The following is an 18,206-nucleotide window of genomic DNA, read 5'->3' on the forward strand; positions in this document are numbered from 1 at the left end:
TTATGGCTACCTACGATTACCATTGTAATACATGTGGAAAGGACTTTGAACACGTGCAGTCGATGAAAGATGATGCACTTACGGAATGTCTCTGTGAGAAAAAAGGATCAGTGGAACGTCGAATTTCAGCCAGTGCTGGAATTATCTTCAAAGGTACTGGGTTTTACGTCACCGATTATAAAAAAGACAATTCCACTCCTACCTCTGGCAGCACAGGTTCAGGAACCACGTAAGGATCCGCTTTGGCACCCAAAGGCAGATTAGCCATTATCGCTGGTGGTGGAGAACTACCCCATATCGGAATGTCAGAAGCCCTGGCTGCAGGTGAAGACCCCTTATTTCTTGGGCTAATTGAATCTGATTTTTCCCCACGCGAACACAGTGCACGTACGATTCCAGTGCATATCACCCAGGTTGGGAAAATTCTCAAAACCATCCAAAAAGAAAAAATCACGAGAATTTTGATGTTGGGAAAGGTCAGAAAAGATCTGCTCTTTCAAAATCTTAAATTTGATTTAAAAGCTTTGGCCATCCTTGCCAAAACCATCAACCGCAATGACTATCCTATCTTTCTTGCCATCGCAGATGAATTTGAAGCGATGGGAGTCAAAGTCATCTCCCAAAAGATCTATTTGCAATCCCTACTCCTACGCGAAGGTAGGTACACCCCAAAAAAGTTCAAAACCCAAGAATTAAAAGACATCGACTTTGGCATGTTTTACGCCGAAAAGATGGCCGATTTAGACATTGGGCAAATGGTAGTGGTTTGCGATGAATCGGTGATTGCAGTGGAAGCTGTGGAAGGAACCGATGAAACCATCAAACGAGGTGGTTTGTATACCAAAAAGAAAGGTGATGCGGTTGTTTGTAAAAGTCCGAAAGCCAAACAAGACGACCGGTTTGACTTACCCACCATTGGCATTCATACCTTCCAAATGATGCTCGAAAGTGGTTGTAAAACGCTCTGCATTCGAGAAGGTGAAACATTGGTTGTGGATCCGAAAAATGCAATTGAATTTGCCACCAAACACAAATTAAATTTTTGTGTCATAGGAAAAAGTGGAAGTAAGGTTCTCAATGGTAACCAAAAAAAAATCCCATAATCCCCATTCGGATAAAAACATCTTAGTGATTGCCGGCGAACATTCTGGTGATCTACTTGGGGCAGATTTGTTGCAAGAATTGTCTATCCTAGAACCTGAGTATAAGTTCTATGGAATTGGAGGAGAAGGAATGATTTCTCATGGCCTTGACTCCATGGAAGAGTTAGAACAACTCAGTGTCATCGGATTTTCCGAAGCTATAAAAAAATATAGTTTTTTAAAAAAGATATTTTATCGTGTTTTAGAAGAGACCACTCATAGGCCAACCAAACTTGCCATTTTAATCGACTATCCTGGATTTAACTTACGTTTGGCCAAAGAGCTGAAACTGCGAGGAATCCCAACAGTATTTTATGTTTCTCCGCAAATATGGGCTTGGAAATTCAATCGAATCTATTTTATCAAAGAACAGATTGCACTGATGTTGACTCTATTTCGATTTGAGGAAGAGATTTATACAGAATATGGTGTGAATGCCAAATTTGTGGGCCATCCCATTACCAAACGAATTCCTGAAAAATTAAAAAAGGAACCAGTGATCACAGAAAAACTTCCGGATTCCCACCATGGGTATACAGTGGGACTATTGCCTGGCTCCAGAAAAGGTGAAATCCGAAGGTTAATTGATCCCATCCTTGGTACCGCTGCCCTCCTCCACGAACACTGCAAACTAGAAAAAAAGAAAATTGTATTCCTTCTTCCGAATATCAATGCAAAAGAAGAAACCTTTATCTTAGAAAAAATTGAATCCTTAAAACAAATTCACCCGGACATTCAAATACATTATTTGTGGAATGCTTCGCTTAGAGTGATGGAAACTAGTGACCTCCTCCTCATCGCTTCAGGGACTGCTACATTAGAAGGACTTTATTTTGAAACACCGATGGTAATTCTTTATAAAGTAAGTTTGTTTACATATCTTTTGGGTTCACTACTCATGCGGTCCAAATTCATAGGTCTTGCAAATATACTTTCGGGGGAAGAAGTTTGTCGAGAAATCACTCAAAACGAATGCCAACCAAAATATATCTTTGAGGAAGCATGGAAAATTCTTTCTAACACAAAACTTCGAAACAAAATCAAAGGAATTTTGAGAGATGCCAAAGAGAGAGAATTAGGAACCACCAATGCTTCCAAAAAGGCAGCAAAGGAAGTCCAGTCACTCCTTCGATCTTTTTCGAATTAGACGAACTACTCGGTTTTCCCAAGTGCCAATCCAAGACTTGGGTTTTAAATCAGAATACAAAAAGTATCCTTTGATGGTTTCTTCGTCATTTGGTCTTAAACGAATTCCAACAGAATCTAACTCCAAATTAAAAGTTTCGGAGCCATTCCAGATTACTTTATTTTCCTCAGGCAAAATTTGTAATAAATGGGTTCCGTTTTCCCATTCCAGAATCCATTCCCCACCAAACGCAGGTAACTTGGAAACGTCTGGGGCAATGTCTGCAGGATTTTTGGTTTCCTTGCAAGAGAAAGAAAGTATAATAAAGAATATGAATCCAAAAGTAACTATTTGATGACGCATTTATTTTCCTCTTCAGTAAAACTAAAGGTTCCTCTCGACTCCCCGACAAGACCGTAAGCAGTAAAGGCATAGTTCCCGTTTTTGTTATTTCCATAACCTTTCAAATCTATAATTTCACTAGAGACCACTAAATTAGAAATATAATCCATATCTGAATATCGACTCAAATCAAATTCAATTTGAAAGGGTTTTTTAAAAGGACTGAGATCCATATCTAATTTCGAAACCAAATCAGCTTCTTTAAAATCCACACCAAATAGTTTAAGTGAATATGATGTTCGAGCATCTTTATGAAGGCTATAATAATCACTTCCAATGCTATTGAAACTATAATCCAAACTGACATGAGTAGGTTTTAGTTCGGCACCACAGACATTCATCCAAGGATCTGACCATGGGTATTCATTTAACACTAAATTCAAACCGAAGTTAGGCGTTTTACTTGCGAAATAGGAAATAGAGGTAAGTTTTGAATTCGAATTTCCTAGATTCATCACTAAATTCATCCTTCCTTCTTTCACTTGGAAATTTCCCTTTGATTCTCCCAATGATTTGGACCCACTATAAGGATAATAATTAGCAATTTGAATGGTAAGATCCAAATTCATCATTTCTAAAAAATATTTATAAATCTTTGTTTGGTAAAAGTATTCTTCAGGAATTAATTTCTCTTGTCTCTCTCTGATTTCCTCTAAGGTTTCCTGTTTCCAATCTTCATACAATGGTTTCCAATCGTTGGCGGTTAGGTCTGGAGTTTGAAAATTGAGTTTTGTTTTGGACTGGAGTGGATAATAAAAAGTACCATCTGTTTTTTTAGACCGTCCCCAAGAGGAATTTCCTCCACCAGAAAGATGGGTTGGTTTACCAAAAAATAGAGAATCAAAATTCAAAGCCCATTCATTTCCTTCCGTTAGTTTCAAAGACAAGTTTCCTTTTTCTAACTGCAATAACTGAGAGTCCCACTGAAGGTCAGATCCAATAAGTTCTCCTCGAAGTAAAAACCATTTATTTTTATCACCCGTTTCCGTAAGGTCAACATTACCCTTTAAAGATCCAGATAAGGGTAATGTAAAATTCCCAGAAAGATCAGAAATCCTTTCTGCAATGTCTTCCAAAGATTCAATTTGAAATTCAAAATTTCTTTCTAGCAGTGTTTCCTTTACAGTCTCTGACTTGACGGAAGTTTTAATTCGAAAATCAGTTCCAAAAAATTCTCTTTCTTCTTTGTTTGGCGTGAATAAAAAAACTTCACGAAAACGGAAGCCATCCAAAATATAATTTTCAAAGAAAGGTAGAGGGATAAAAGAATTTTCAAATTCAACGTCCCCTCTCGCAACAAATCCAGAAACGGAATCCCGACTGACTTTGCCTTCACCAGAAAGAACAGCCGAATGTACACTGGATCCAAATAAATAATTAGTTAGGATAATGGCTTCTTCCGAAGGATAGTTTTTCCATTTAAATTCGAATTGAAATTCATCCAAACTAGATTCGCTAAATTCCCCCTCACCTTTGATCCGGGTTGTGTTAGGAATCCAAAACCAACCATTGTTGTAAGAAAGAAAAAGTTTTTTGTTTTTCCTTTTTAAAACAATATCCCAACCTTCTTTCCAATCAACTAAAGTGGAATCATTTTGTTTGACAGTAAGTCGTGCATCATGAAACCGAATGTCTTTCAGTTTACTCTTTTGTGCATATTCAATCAGTTGGTTTCTTAAACTAATGTTTTCATTTAAAACCAAATGAGGACTATAAAAATCAATTTGTTCTACAGTGGGAGATTCTTTAAAATAACTAGAAAGCTTAAAGGTTACTTTTTTAACCTTCAACATATGATCGTTGAATGAAAAGTCCTCTTCATTAGAAACCACAAGGTCTTCAATGATAAGGCCTTCTCTGAGAGAAAAATCGAGAACTCCAATGTCTACCGCTTTGCCAAGTTCTTTGTTGATGGTATAAGAGACAACCTTCCTGAGTTGCACTAAGGGAATGCGGTAATTGCGGAGGTAAAATTCAAGACCGTAATAACAGAGAATAAAACAAAAAAAGATAAACCCAAGTGCTAAAAACGAAAATAGAACCCGCTTGTTTTCGCGGATTCTATTGAGTAGGTAAACCAATGATTGCCTATAAGCAAATAGGCGCTGGAAAGAAAAGATCCGTTCCAAAAGAACTTAGAGTTTGCCCTCCGGCTGCAACACTTCCAAACATTCCTTCTGAATGGACTTCAGAGTTTCGTTGTTCGGGAATTCTTCCAATCCTAAATTGGCAACTTGCAAACCTTTTTGGTAAAAACCTGTATTCTTATACTCAAAACCCATTTTTAAATACGTTTTGGCAGCAGTTTCAAAATAAAATTCGTCTTTTTTCTGATTCCCTTTGGTGTATGTTTTCGTAAGGGTTGCCAGGGCCGGATAGTATTCCCGTTCAGCAACAAGTGATTGCACTACGAGTTTTTTACGTTCCATCAGGTTCGTATTTTTGTCCAATCGTTCGGATTGGTTTAAGAATTGAATGGCTTTGGAATATTCGTTTTTCCCCACATAGGCTTTTCCCATTGTGAGATTCCACTCAGAAAGTTGGACCGGGTTGGACTTGGCCTGGTTTACTTGGTTGAGGGTAGAAATTGTTTCATCATATTTGCCAAGATCGAGTAGTAGTTTTCCTTTGCGGATGACTAGTTTGTCTCGGGATTCGTCAGAAAGAGTAGAGGATTTGAGATCAGCATCGATGGATTCGATTTGGGCCATATGGGACCCGGTATTTACTTTGGAAACTCCTGTTTTCTGGTTTCCTTGATTTGATGCACAATTTTCAAATACCACAACCAACGCCAAAATGAGGGTTAGTGGGAGAATCGATTTCATTAGCCTACCTTTAGTTTGTCTAATTCCTCTAAGAAATTCTTAGTTTCTGTGTCTCTATCCTTCGTTTCCATAGGGAAAAAAAGAACAGCGTCCTGAGACAGCTCATTTAAAAACCGAGAGGGGGCACTCTCGATTTGCTCCCCAAATTTGCGTCTTGTACGAGCCGAAGTCAAGTACAATTTTCGCCTTGGGCGAGTCATACCCACGTAGAGAAGGCGTCTTTCTTCATCAACAACTTCCCCTTCTTCTTCTATAACACGTGAGTTCGGTAAAATTCCCTCTTCTAGGCCCACTAAAAAAACTAAATCGTATTCCAGACCTTTGGACTGGTGCATCGTCAGAAGTTGCACCCTGCGGTCTTCCTCGTCCTCTTTGGGTTCGTCTTCCATCAGGAGGACAAGTCTCTGTAAGAAGTCGAAAATAGTGGCTTTTCCTTCTCTGCCCTCTTCCTCTTCAAAAAAGGACAACATGTTTACAAGTTCACTCAAATTGTAGATCCGGGCTTTGACTACCTTCTCCTCGGTTTCTTCCATGGAGATTTCCCTCTCGAATCCAATTTGGGTGATCATTTCCCGAAGCACTGGTGCCAATTTCGGTGACATCGCAAATTTCTTCTTAAAAGCATCTACCATCTCTACGAACTGGTAGATTTCCTGTCTGACCTTAGCTTTTATTTCGGGCAAATAGTCAGGACTCTCAATCATTTTATGAAAGATTTCATAGAGGGAAAGTTTGTGTGTGAAGGCTTCTTCTTGGAGTTTTTGCATGGTACCGGGACCAATCCCCCGTTTTGGGTAATTGATGATACGTAATAACGAATAATCATCCTTTGGATTTGCCACATAACGTAAGTAAGAAATACAATCTCTAATTTCTTTCCGATCAAAGAAATTATAACCACCCACTACTTTGTACGGGATACTTCTGTTTCTCAGTTCCTCTTCAAAAGGACGAGATTGGAAGTTGGTACGAAATAGGATGGCAATTTCTTTTCCTTTAAATTCATTTTTGATGAGTAAGGTTTGAATCCTTCCAGCGACAAAAATGGCTTCTTCTCTTTCATCGGCAGTTTCGTAGTATTCCACCCGTTCTGCAGATGGAATCCGACTGTATAAAGTTTTTTCCTTACGACCTTTATTATTTTGAATCAGCGAGTTGGCCGCTTGTATGATAAGTGATGTCGAACGATAATTTTCGAGAAGCCTCACTACTTTGGCATGTGGGAATTCTCTCTCAAAATTAAGGATGAGTTGGACATTGGATCCACGAAAAGCATAGATACTTTGGTCGTCGTCCCCTACCACACAAAGATTATCACTTTTGCCACGAAATAAAGATAAAAACTCATATTGGAGTTGGTTGGTATCTTGGAATTCATCCACAAGATAATACTCGTGTTTTCTTTGATAATATGCTGCGATTTCCGGAAATTCAGCTAACAGACGTTTGGGAAGCAGAATCAAATCATCAAAGTCGATGGCATTTTTTTCTTTTAATCCCTCTTCATACATAGAAAAAACTTCGGCCGCCACAAGATCCAATTCTCCCGTAAGACCATTGTCTTTCGGATGGACTTGGGTATTTTTAGCATAAGAGATACGGCGTAAGATTTCTTTTGGAGGTACTTTTTTGGGATCCAAACGTTTGGACTTTAAAAGGTCAGAAACAAAGGCTTCCTGGTCGGTTCCATTGAACAATAGAAAAGTTTCGTTATAACCTAGTTTGGTAATATGTTCCTTTAAAATCTTCAAACCTAACGAATGAAAGGTGGAAAGTGTGATCCCTTTTAGTTTTTCTCTCGGGACCATTTTACGAAGCCGTTCTGCCATCTCTTTGGCACTTTTATTGGTAAAGGAAAGGGCAACAATTTTACCAGCAGGGATTTTTACCCCTTCGACCATATGGGCAATGCGGTTAGTGATGACCCTGGTTTTTCCAGATCCAGCTCCTGCAAAGACCAGAAGGGGACCTTGGATGGTAGAGACAGCTTCCATTTGTGCCGCATTTAATTTCATAGTGGGACCGGTAAGGGACATAATCTTGTTAAATCCGATCCGGTCGAGTGAAAAACAGCTGTTCTTTATTACTTGGGAGCGGTTTCCTTCCAAGATTTGTTTTGGCCATGAAAGTTTAAAAAACTGGAGAATACAGGATCTTCTTCCACAGGCAAAACGGACCGAAATCGAATCCAATCGAGGGCAGTATAGAGGGCAATTTCGGAAAGACCAATTTTTCCATCTGTAAAGAAAAAATGACCATTTAACTCTCGTTTGATATAATCTAAAATCGAACTGATGCGGAGTGCATTTTTCGTAAGATAAGGAGCTGCATCTGGTTTGATCCCTTCTTTATTCAGATAAAATAATAAAATTCCATTGTCGAGAGCTTGGTCAATGGCAGTAAGTAAATTGGCCTCTCGGTAATGGTGTGGTCCATTTTTAGGACGAAAGTTTCCACTTCCTTTGGTTTCAAAAAGATAATCTGTGATGGTATGGCTATCCCAAATTTTCAAATCATCTATCTCGGCGTAAGGGATTTTCCAGAGGGGAGTTTTTTCACGTAACTCTTTTTGGCCGGCTTCTGTCATGGTATCGGTTAGGGAAAAAGGAAGGCCTAATTCCAAACAAAGGAAACGGATCCTTCGAACAAATGGTGATGTGATGCTGCCGTATAATTTCATATGGAGATAGTTTTCCTTATCCCAGAAACCGCAAGAGTAAGATTTTGATCACGACAAAAAAGATAGAAATTCTCTATACAATCTTTGGAATTCGATTTCCCTTGTTCGAAGGAAACCAAAGTGAAAGACCGAAAAAATTGGAAAGACCTCTACCCCACTCCTATCTACACTCTTGCTAGTTTTGATATCCAACTTCCCCGTTCAGTGGAAGAAAAAACCTATTATGTTCTAAAGTCCAAAAACTGGGTGAATGTGATACCCGTGACAAAATCAGGAGATATTTTACTCATCAAACAATACAGGCATGGAATTGGGGAGGACAGTTTAGAAATTCCGGGGGGAATTGTGGATGAAGATGGACCGGGTTCTGAACTAATTTCTGCACAAAGAGAACTAAGGGAGGAAACAGGTTATTCCACAGAAACTTCAAATTACAAATTACTCTCTAAGTTTTCTGGCAACCCCGCTATGTTTACCAATTGGTCTTACTCCTATGTTGCTTATGATGTAGAACAAAAACACGAAGTAGAATTCGATGAAGGAGAAGACATTGAAATTGTTTTAAAGAAACCAGGTGAAGTAAAACAGCTGTTACTTGATGGAACCATCCATCATCCCCATATGGCGGCGGCTCTTGGTCTTTACTTCCTGAATTTTAAAGAATAAATAGTCGTTGTAGAGTTTTTTACTAAGGCGGACTCGTAGAATCACATTCCATTTTTAGCAAATTCTAAAAATAAAGAATCCACTATGTTTAGAAAAATCCCCAAGATTTTCGAAATCGCTGGAAATTTAAACATAAGTTTGAGAGACTACTATTATGAGAAAGTCCATCGCACAATCAATCTTAGTACTTATCATAATATTCAGCCATATTTCGCTTTATGCGGAAGGTGGAGAAACATTAGAACCAATCACCATTACGGTCCAAAAGGGTGAAACTCTATCCCTCATTTCAGAAAGGCACCTTTCTGATCCAAAACGCTGGCCTGAACTTTTAAAACACAACAAAATTCCAAATCCCGATTTAATCAAACCAGGTTTGTCATTAGTGGTTCCTGTTTTCCTTCGCAAATCTGTGGTGGGAGTCACTGAATTTGTTTTGGGACAAGTAGAATGGAACGGAACTGGTGGAAAAGGGCCATGGGTACCTTTGAAACTAGGGCAAGAACTCCATCCGAATGACCAAATCAAAACAACTGGCAAAGGTAAAACAGATCTTCATATCAATAACGTCGGTATGGTGCGGATATTGACGAACAGCCATTTTGAAGTGAAGGGTGAAGATAAAAAAGGTGGTCCAGTGACCGTTGCTTTATTCAAAGGTAGTTTGGATGCAAAAGTGACAAAATCCAATCCTCCAACCACCGAACACAAGTTCAATATTGTAAGTCCCTCCTCTACTGCGGGTGTGCGTGGAACCGAATTTAGAGTGGAGTTGGATGACAAACTGAGTTCTACCATTTCCTGTTTTGAAGGAGTGGTTGATGTTGCTGCTCAAGGAAAAACAGTAGAGTTGAAACAAGGGATGGCGACTTTTGTTGAAAAAGGTAAGTCACCCGTACAACCATATAAAATTCCAGAAGCACCTCGCCTCAAAGAAGAATAGAAGGAATATGAATCGAAATTTTTTACTGATCCTTAGTATTGTTTTTCTAACATTTAGTTCTCTCGTTTCTAAACCAAAGAGAGAACTTCGAATTGCAATCGATGCAGAATCTGATGCTAATTTTGAATTGGAACTTTGGCAAGATAAACCAAATGAAAATGGCGATACCATTGCCCCCAAACCACCGGAGTCCATCCAGTTTAAAGGAAACCGAATCACTGTCACACCGAAAGATGATTTTGAATACTTTCGTGTTCGTAGGTTAGGTGAATATGGAGCCAAAGGTTTTTGGACTCAAGTGTATTCCACAAATGTGGATCCTGGTTCTCCCCTTTCTGTTCCCAAAGAGTTCGTAGCCAAAAAGACTTTTGTTCCCAAAGCTGAGCCCAAAAAAGCGACTTCTGTAATTTCCACTGATAGTTTTGTCATTGTAAAAGAAAAAGAAGATTCTGTTCGTTACTTAACCAAAGATATTCTCACTTTAAATCCATCAGATGATGCTTCGGGAGTTGCGGAAATTCGTTACCGAGTGAATGGTGGACATTGGAATTCAAGTAAAGCAATGACTTCTGTACCCATTCAAGAAGAAGGAAGTTATAAATTTTTATATTTTTCTTTAGACCATGCAGGCAATAAAGAACCAATGCAGGTTTTAGACTTTATAAAAGACACAACAGCACCTGAGACAAGATGGGAATGGGTTGGTCCTCATTCGAATGGAAAAGGTGGCCGCAATTATCTTTCACCTGAAACCAAGGTCAAACTCATAGCGAAAGATCGATTGAGTGGAGCAAAAGACATTTTCACGGCTTACACTTGTCAGTCGGGAACACAATCGGAGTTCAAATCCTATCAGACGGAAATTTCTATAAACGAACTGAAATCGATTTGTAAAGGTTCCTTTCAACTTTTTTACTATTCTGTTGACCAAGTTGGAAACGAAGAAGCAGTCAAAACTTTAAATTTCCAACTGGGCAGCGAATGATTCGAAAATAAACAATTTAGATTGTCGATTGCCCCAAATTCGTAGCAAATAAACATTGGCTTAAGAGATGAAGAAAAACCTTTCTTTGGCCATTTTCAAACACCGTGACTTTCGGTTTTTTATTATCGCAAGATTCTTTATGGTTCTTGCGATCAACATCCAAGCAACGATTGTCGGTTGGCAAGTTTACGAACTGACCGGTAGTGTCCTTGACCTAGGCCTCGTCGGTCTTTTTGAAGCCATTCCTTCCATCATCGTTTCTCTTTATGCAGGCCATTTAGCAGACCTTAGAGACAGACATAATATCATTGTCGTTTGTTTGTTCTTTTTGCTTGTTTGTTCTTTAACCCTATTTGCTTTTACAGGTCCGCTCCAGTTTTTACTCGAAACATACAAAGCTTATCCAATTTTTTTAGTGATTTTGGTTTCTGGCATTGCGAGAGGATTTATTTCCCCAGCGATTTTTAGTTTTGTGACCCAACTTGTTCCAAGAGAACATTACCCTCATTCGGCTGCATGGATGGGTACATCCTTCCAAGCGGGTGCTGTCATTGGTCCTGCTCTTGGTGGGATTGTGTATGGAACTTTTGGAATGCAAGCGGCTTATGCCCTGGATTCCATTTGTATTGGACTTCCCTTTTTATTATTCTTTTGGATCGGCAAAAGAAGTCTTCCCGAACGAAAAGAAAAGGAAGCTTTGAAAGATAGCCTACTTGTTGGACTTCGTTTTGTTTTAAAAAATGAAATCATGTTAGGTGCCATGGCGCTGGATATGTTTGCTGTTCTATTCGGTGGAGCCGTTGCTCTATTGCCAGTATATGCAAAAGACATTTTATTTGTTGGTTCCGAAGGTCTAGGATACCTGAGAGCTGCTCCTTCGTTTGGAGCCCTCCTTATGGCATACTACCTCACCTACAAACCTCCACTTGAAAAATCAGGGAGAGTTTTACTTTTCTGTGTGTTTGGTTTTGGTGTTTGTATGTTGGTATTTGGTCTTTCACATTCCTTTTTACTATCGCTTTTTGCCTTATTTTTATCGGGAGTATTTGATAGTGTATCAGTTGTGGTCCGCTCCACGATTATGCAGACCATGACTCCGGAAGAAATGAGAGGACGAGTGAGTGCCATCAACAAAGTATTTATTGGTTCCTCAAATGAAATTGGTGCCTTTGAATCAGGGGTTTCCGCAAAGTTTTTAGGACCGGTTGGTTCTGTTGTTTTTGGTGCCACAATGACCATATTGATTGTATTTTTTACATTCCGTTTTTCTCCTAAGTTGAAAGAGTTAGAACTGAAAAATTGGGTCTAAAAGTGCTTGGAAAATCTGTTTTCCAGTGGATACTGGACAAGCCATGTCAGATTTAATCCATGATTCCAAGATCCCAGCCGATAAAAAACACACTCTCATCTTACTCATACAAACAATGTTAAACGATGTGAACAAACAAATCACACACTTGGGAATCAACAATTACATGAAACTCCAGGACGAAATTGCAAAGATTCTAGTTCCCGTCATCGAAGACAAAATGGAATGATTAGTCATTAGAGCATACGGGTGATCGCCTTCCTTTTACCTCCATTCGATTGATAAGAAACACCATCCACTCAGGAGGTTTTAGTTGATCTTTTATATGACAAAAAGAAAGAGTCCTTGTTTCAGTTTGCACCCAAAACCATAAGTTCCTTCCCTTCCAAAAATCTGTCTGACCTAAAATTGTAGAATTTAAGTCCAAACTATAAAACTCTTTTGCGTGAGTTCCATCCCAAAGGGATAGGGAAAGTATCCTTTCTCCATTGGAAAGGTTTAGTTTTGTTCCTAAAAAATGATTCTGGAACAACAATTGTAAATTTGAACCTTCACTTTCTTCCCAAATAGGATCAAAGGTTTTAGAACTAAATTGAAAACGATTTCCTTCTTTTGGACGACTAATTCCTGTTAACGCTAGTGTTTGTTTATACGCACTAGAAAGGGCGTTGGAATTGGAATCAAACCCTCCCTCGGAATTAAAGAGAACATTGGTTTGAAACAAGGAGTTTTGGAATTGTTGGATAAAAAACATCCGAACCTCTCCGCTGTTATTTGCGTTCGCTCCCCCTCCCCCACTTGAATCCTGTGACACCGGATTTGCAATTTGTAAAATCCTTTTCCATTCCATAAGGAATTCCTTGGCGATGGAAGGATGATCAAATCGTACAAAAATTTCTTTGTTTTTGTCTCTTGCAGAAACAGAATAATTATATGATCCAGTATACACGATTTGGTCATCTATCAGCATTGTTTTGTGGTGTAACAATCCACCAAGGTAACGATCTTCTTTAAAAATAAAATCTACATTTCCATCCTCCCAAATTTGAGATGGGTATTCTAAATTTTGACTCAAATAAACTCCTTCAGGATTTGTGGACATAGGGCCATTGTATATACCTTCAATCCGAACTCCTCTTCTGTGTGCCTCGAGAAGTTTTAAACTAAACAAAGGATCATAGTGGGAATAAATTAAATATTTAATTGAATGTTTTGCTGAATCCACAGCATCGAGTAACTCCTGCTGGATTTCAAGACCCGCCTCTGGTGAAATCCAATAAACCAAATTTCCAATTCGAAAGGTTCCTTTCTGATTTTTTCCATCCAAAGTGAGAATGACATCTTCCCATTCTTTGGGTGAAATGTTTTGTGCCCAAAAAACATTATTATCGGTGGAAAGTCCGTGTGTGGTAAAGTTACCAGTGCCAGTGAAAAACCGGATTCTATCAAAAATCCAAATCTTCGTGTGATGGATCCCGGAGCCGGACCACCGTTGGATTTCTAGCCCAAGGGATTCCAATTCCGAATAATCTTCATTTTTATCACCAAACAATTCAATACGAACCCCCATCCTTTGTTTCAAATAAAGTTCCGTCAGAATTTCGTAGTCATCTATTGAATACAAATAAGCACGAATAGAAACTTTTGCCTTTCTGATCTCTGAAAGCAAAACATCCTTTACGATTCTTTTTTTTTCATCTGCAACATCTCGTCCTGGATAAGAAAAATATATTTCGGTAACGGGAGAGGTAGAATTTAAAAGAGATGTGAAATCATTTTTTGAATTCGACTTCTGGCAGAATAGAAGGAATCCCAATGACAGGATCTTAAGAACAGTGAGTCTCCGTTTCAAATTTCTAACCTCCCAAAAACATAACCAAAATTGGATTTGAGAGCAAAGGATTCTGGGACAAACAGTTGAGACACTCCGATTCCCAACTCAAAGGAAGAATCTTCTTTTAAAGAAAGCTCCAATAACCCTTCACCTATATAAAACACTTCAAAGTCTTTTTTTTGAAAACTAATTCGACCATCACTTGGCCTTGTGACCTGATAAGGTAAAAAATAGGAACCAATCAGTTTTAAGGCAAACTGATGATAGGTGAACTGTAGAACAAGTTCGCTAAGATATCCAAAACACCTGCCATCTCTAAGAGCATAATTTTTTTCATAACCTCCATCTGTTAGGGCTGCAGAAGGAAAAATTCGAAAGATTTGTGAAAGAAAGGGTGTCTGTGAAGGATGGGCGCCCATGGAAACATAACCTTCTCGGATGATTTGGTTCTTTTGGTTTCGTTCTTCTCTATCAGAAAGAAAATGAGAACTGCGGAGTAAAAATCCACCGTATCTCAACTCACTCCCCAACTGGATTGCTTCACCGGATACTGGAATGGAACTGGATTGGGCTGCTAATTTTGAATTGGTCCTGTCATTTCCTTTTGCCCATAAAAAATCAAATTGGAGATCCCAAATTTCTGCATCAAATCTGAATCCAATGTTTCCGCTTAGGAGTGAATCTCCATCTGCACCTGATGCCTTTGTTTCTTTTGCGTGATCCTTACGATTTTTTCCCCAGCTACCCAGCTCAACATATTGAATGCCCAGACGTAGAGAAAAATATTCTCCATAAACAAGTCCAAAGGAATGCCTTCTATGATGACTCACATCGGTTCGCTCGTCTTTGTTTCGAAGATCCACATATGAATTGGAATCCTCTGAAGGAATCTGAAATAGAGATCGGAACCGGTCTTTTTCAAGTAATAAGACCCCAGAATAATGGTCCCAAAGAAAAAACTGAAGGGAGAGATTTTGTATGGGTACAAATTCTAAAAAAACGCCATCTCCTCCATCATAACTGGATATAAAACTTTTTGGACGAAACAAATGTTCCCTACGTCCAACACCGATAAGAAACTTTGAACTTTCATAACCTATGTAGTGATTTTTTCCTAAATAAAAGGGCCTTAGTCCTGTTTCTTTTCCCGATGTTAATTGGATATTTAAATCCCAAACAATTTTTTCCCTTTTATTTTTATCCTTTAGACCAACAAACATCGATTCACCGGAAATTCGATTCAAATATGCATTTTTTTGAAATTCAGTTCCCATTTGATGGATCTGTAAGTCCCAAACGGGGGATTGGAATCGATTCAATTGATTTGTTTCCCTTAAAAACAATTCGTATCCTAAAATTCCAACTTCAACTCCCACTGCATGGTTGGGACTAATGCCGAATAACAAGATAAAGCTTATAAGGAAAAACTTTTGATAGGAGTTCAAAATTCCTCACGAAAAGTTTCATAATCAAATGGTGACATTCCACTGGCACCAGATTTGAGCCAAAGAAATTCCCCGGTGTTTACAGGAAGGCGAAAATAAGAATGACTTTCTTTGTGTCCAAAAGAAGAGATAAGGAGGGTATTTTGTCCTTGTTTTTTCCTTAACTGGAGAGATTCTCCAGATGAAATTCCATTTCCGATGGTTTGTGTTGTTCGAACGGTAAGGAGTAAATCTGATTCGGAATGAAAGATAGGTAAAAACCAATCTTTGCCATCGGGGTCAACAATCCATGCGCAGACATTCGGATCAAGAACCGTCTGATTGTACTGGAACTTTTGCCCGTTTTTACCTAGTGGTGTAAGGCCTGGAAAACGCGTTTGGTATGAGACAAGTTCATCCAAACTCACTTCATCCTCAACCAAATACAAACTTAAGTCCTCCGAAACGTTTGATCGATTGCAAAGATAAATCCATTCGTTTTGGGAATCTTTGGGATTCGGAAAAATGGCCTCTATTTGAAGGGGACCTTTTTTTTCCAAAAAACTTTTTGGTTTGAGTAAGGATGGATCAGACCAATACGAATATATTTGTTCTCCATGAGAGAAGGAGGATACACTGCTGAAATCCAATTGGTATTTGTAATTTCCCAAAAATTGGAATTGAATGGGATACTTTGAATTTCCATTTCCAATTTGGACATTGGCATGGTTGCCTAAAAGAAAGTTTGTGAGATAGGTTCCTTGTGGATCTAAACTTTCAATCTCTAAGCTTCGTTCCTTTGTTCCACCTGGACTTCGCCAATCCCCCGAACAAAGGGACGAAGGCACCAAGGAATTAGAAAAAACAATTGGATATGGTTCTGGATGAAGAGATCGAGTCCCTCCTCCCGTTTTTTCTTTAGCAAACTTTGGATCCCAAAAAAGGAATATCTGTGTTCTCTCTTGATTACCGAAATAACTAAGAGATGATAAGCTACTTGTAAAAAAATCATCAGGTAATTGGTAAAAAAGATTTCCATTACAAACGGATGGTTCCGTTGCAAATGTAAGGAGTGTTTTCCCTTCCGGTTTCCAAAAAATATATCGATTTCCATTTTCTCTTTCTAATTGAACGATTCCCACATCCGTCGCTTCAAATCCAAAGTCCAAAAACGGAGATTGGTTTGGATTGTACTCCAATAGGTCTGTCGAAACCGTTTCCACCAAATAATTGTTTGGTTTTCCTGGACTTAAATGAAATCCATATAATAAAAAATCTAAAGAGGAACCTTGTCTCGGGTGTGGGTATTCCTTACCTGATTCAACAACGATTGAATATAGATTTTGTTGTTGAAACCGTAACAAATGAAACAAAGAAGGATTGGGATTGAATTCTTTTTTTGTCTTGTTTTTTCGTTCTTCCCAAACAAATTTTGGAATTTGGTAGATCACCTTTGGGATTAAAAATGGTTTTTCCTTTTCTTTGATACCCCAACCTGACCAAAGTTTTTTGGAGATAATAAAATAAGAATTGGAATGGATGATCCATTCCTTTGATGACAGAGGGTATATGGATTCATTGTAAATCCAATTGAGTGAAGATGCGTCACAACTTTCTCCTATATTTTGAAATTCAAAAAAACCTGGAAAAGGATATTGAGAATCATATTGGTTGCCTGGATAAAATTCAGTAATCTGAATTTGTTCAGCCAAACAACTTGGAAATGAATCTTCTTTCGGTTTGATTTCTAATTGGTTAGGAAGCCCCGGATTTCCACAAAACGATTCATTGGACGACCAAAATTGAAATTGGTTTCTACAAGAAACGGGATGAAATTCGTTGGAAAAAAATTCTTCGCCTTGTCGGAAATAAAATTCTGGATCTAGATAAGATGACTTACCCCACCTAATAACTGCATTGGTTCCTAATTTTGAAACAAATTCTTTGGGAATGGATATTCCGTGATATTTTGGTTCATCGGAAAAGAGTAAAATTCCTTTAGGAAGGATTAACTTGGTTCGTTTCGAAAAATCATCGGATTGAAAGGAAACCTTTGATCCTTCCTTTTCCCAATCCAAGGATTCAGACTGAGGACAAAGAAAACGATCCTTCGGATTTTCCCATTCCATAAATCTTTGGAAACTGGAATCCGAATGCCTAAAAACTTCTGATACGACTGGCTCTCCAGGTTCACATTCGGAAAACCAAAATTCATTTTGTGTTTGTATCTTTTCTGTGATGGCTGCTATTTCTGGACAAGGAAGTTCCAAAGATAAAACAAGTTGTTTGTTCAAAGTTCCAGAAATTTTCTTTGAAAGAAATAACACTTCACAACGATTTTCTGAACGTTGCAAAAAAAGCGGATGCGGAAGAGCAAACGTTTGGTAGGTGACAAATCCATTTGACCAAATCTGATTGTCCCAATCTAAAATATTTCCTAACTTATCTGATTCTTTTTTCCAATTCCCATATTCTTTAACTGTTGCGGTCCATTCCTTTCCATTTCCCATCCAAGAAGGGTATTCATTTTTTTCTTCTTCCAAAAGAGAAAACCCAAGTTTCCATTTTTCGAAAGTGGATTCATCGGTTTTCCAACAGATGCGAAATTTTCCACCTAACTCCCTATTGTACAAAGAGATAGGAAGAGAATGGATACAAAGTATACCGGATTCATAACGAAGTTCGTTACTATTTTCAACGAATTCACCCTCTTCTTCCAAACTACCATATTGAAATTCGAAACGAGGTGTATCCCCGAATTGATCACCAAACAATAGAAATGGGATCTCATTTTTATTTTGGCAATGACAGAGGAGAAATAAAAGTGCGAATGTGATTTTTTTTTGCATCTCCCACCTCGATGGTTT

Annotated in this window: 16 protein-coding genes; 8 read left to right on the forward strand and 8 right to left on the reverse strand. The window is 38.5% G+C overall.

From position 1 onward, the window contains the following. Positions 1-2 precede the first annotated feature (2 nt). Genes CH364_RS09260 through lpxB form a run of 3 tightly spaced genes read left to right on the forward strand, consistent with a single transcriptional unit; the run spans position 3 to position 2,289 of the window. Entirely contained in the window at positions 3-233 is a 231-nt protein-coding gene (locus tag CH364_RS09260) for an FmdB family zinc ribbon protein (protein WP_100743220.1), read from the forward strand. A gap of 9 nt (positions 234-242) precedes the next feature. Further along, a complete protein-coding gene (locus CH364_RS09265; protein WP_100743221.1) occupies positions 243-1,103 on the forward strand; it encodes an LpxI family protein in 861 nt (286 codons plus the stop codon). After that, positions 1,078-2,289 (forward strand): lipid-A-disaccharide synthase, encoded by a 1,212-nt coding sequence (gene lpxB, locus CH364_RS09270; RefSeq protein ID WP_100743222.1) that lies wholly within the window; start codon positions 1,078-1,080, stop codon positions 2,287-2,289. Before CH364_RS09265 ends, lpxB begins: the two co-directional genes overlap by 26 nt. On the opposite strand, the gene CH364_RS09275 is transcribed toward lpxB, so the two are convergent. The 5 genes from CH364_RS09275 to CH364_RS09295 all read right to left on the reverse strand — a co-directional run bounded on the left by CH364_RS09275 (position 2,263) and on the right by CH364_RS09295 (position 8,178). Continuing rightward, positions 2,263-2,631 carry a hypothetical protein gene (locus tag CH364_RS09275; RefSeq protein ID WP_100743223.1) on the reverse strand — a complete coding sequence of 123 codons (369 nt, stop codon included), beginning with the start codon at positions 2,629-2,631 and terminating at the stop codon, positions 2,263-2,265. The genes lpxB and CH364_RS09275 overlap by 27 nt on opposite strands. Then, on the reverse strand, positions 2,616-4,799 hold the full coding sequence (locus CH364_RS09280) for an LIC_12586 family protein (RefSeq protein ID WP_207762222.1): 2,184 nt from the start codon (positions 4,797-4,799) through the stop codon (positions 2,616-2,618). Before CH364_RS09280 ends, CH364_RS09275 begins: the two co-directional genes overlap by 16 nt. A gap of 6 nt (positions 4,800-4,805) precedes the next feature. After that, complete coding sequence (locus tag CH364_RS09285; RefSeq protein ID WP_100743224.1) at positions 4,806-5,498, reverse strand: tetratricopeptide repeat protein; 693 nt, start codon at positions 5,496-5,498, stop codon at positions 4,806-4,808. Further along, complete coding sequence (locus CH364_RS09290; protein ID WP_207762250.1) at positions 5,498-7,513, reverse strand: ATP-dependent helicase; 2,016 nt, start codon at positions 7,511-7,513, stop codon at positions 5,498-5,500. Before CH364_RS09290 ends, CH364_RS09285 begins: the two co-directional genes overlap by 1 nt. A 68-nt stretch (positions 7,514-7,581) precedes the next feature. Next, the gene (locus CH364_RS09295) at positions 7,582-8,178 is read right to left on the reverse strand and encodes a glutathione S-transferase family protein (RefSeq protein WP_100743226.1); all 597 of its coding nucleotides are present in this window, start codon (positions 8,176-8,178) and stop codon (positions 7,582-7,584) included. Positions 8,179-8,298: 120 nt separating this feature from the next. Between CH364_RS09295 and CH364_RS09300 the strand changes: the two genes are divergently transcribed. The 5 genes from CH364_RS09300 to CH364_RS09320 all read left to right on the forward strand — a co-directional run bounded on the left by CH364_RS09300 (position 8,299) and on the right by CH364_RS09320 (position 12,310). After that, positions 8,299-8,844 (forward strand): NUDIX hydrolase, encoded by a 546-nt coding sequence (locus tag CH364_RS09300; RefSeq protein WP_100743487.1) that lies wholly within the window; start codon positions 8,299-8,301, stop codon positions 8,842-8,844. 154 nt (positions 8,845-8,998) lie between these two features. Further along, the gene (locus tag CH364_RS09305) at positions 8,999-9,787 is read left to right on the forward strand and encodes a FecR family protein (RefSeq protein ID WP_100743227.1); all 789 of its coding nucleotides are present in this window, start codon (positions 8,999-9,001) and stop codon (positions 9,785-9,787) included. Between the two features lie 7 nt (positions 9,788-9,794). Continuing rightward, entirely contained in the window at positions 9,795-10,772 is a 978-nt protein-coding gene (locus tag CH364_RS09310; RefSeq protein WP_100743228.1) for an LBF_2017 N-terminal domain-containing protein, read from the forward strand. Between the two features lie 67 nt (positions 10,773-10,839). Beyond that, on the forward strand, positions 10,840-12,081 hold the full coding sequence (locus tag CH364_RS09315) for an MFS transporter (RefSeq protein WP_100743229.1): 1,242 nt from the start codon (positions 10,840-10,842) through the stop codon (positions 12,079-12,081). A 43-nt stretch (positions 12,082-12,124) separates the two neighbouring features. Then, complete coding sequence (locus CH364_RS09320; RefSeq protein WP_004783670.1) at positions 12,125-12,310, forward strand: hypothetical protein; 186 nt, start codon at positions 12,125-12,127, stop codon at positions 12,308-12,310. Here CH364_RS09320 and CH364_RS09325 read toward each other — a convergent pair whose 3' ends face one another. The 3 genes from CH364_RS09325 to CH364_RS09335 are packed head-to-tail and all read right to left on the reverse strand — an operon-like array spanning position 12,311 to position 18,188. Continuing rightward, positions 12,311-13,933 (reverse strand): phospholipase D-like domain-containing protein, encoded by a 1,623-nt coding sequence (locus CH364_RS09325; RefSeq protein WP_100743230.1) that lies wholly within the window; start codon positions 13,931-13,933, stop codon positions 12,311-12,313. It lies immediately after the preceding gene. After that, positions 13,930-15,360 carry an LA_2168 family protein gene (locus tag CH364_RS09330; RefSeq protein ID WP_100743231.1) on the reverse strand — a complete coding sequence of 477 codons (1,431 nt, stop codon included), beginning with the start codon at positions 15,358-15,360 and terminating at the stop codon, positions 13,930-13,932. The genes CH364_RS09325 and CH364_RS09330 overlap by 4 nt, the downstream gene beginning before the upstream one ends. Next, the gene (locus tag CH364_RS09335) at positions 15,357-18,188 is read right to left on the reverse strand and encodes an LIC11755 family lipoprotein (RefSeq protein WP_100743232.1); all 2,832 of its coding nucleotides are present in this window, start codon (positions 18,186-18,188) and stop codon (positions 15,357-15,359) included. Before CH364_RS09335 ends, CH364_RS09330 begins: the two co-directional genes overlap by 4 nt. Positions 18,189-18,206: the final 18 nt, after the last annotated feature.

The sequence above is a fragment of the Leptospira harrisiae genome, assembly GCF_002811945.1.
Lineage (GTDB): Bacteria > Spirochaetota > Leptospiria > Leptospirales > Leptospiraceae > Leptospira_A > Leptospira_A harrisiae.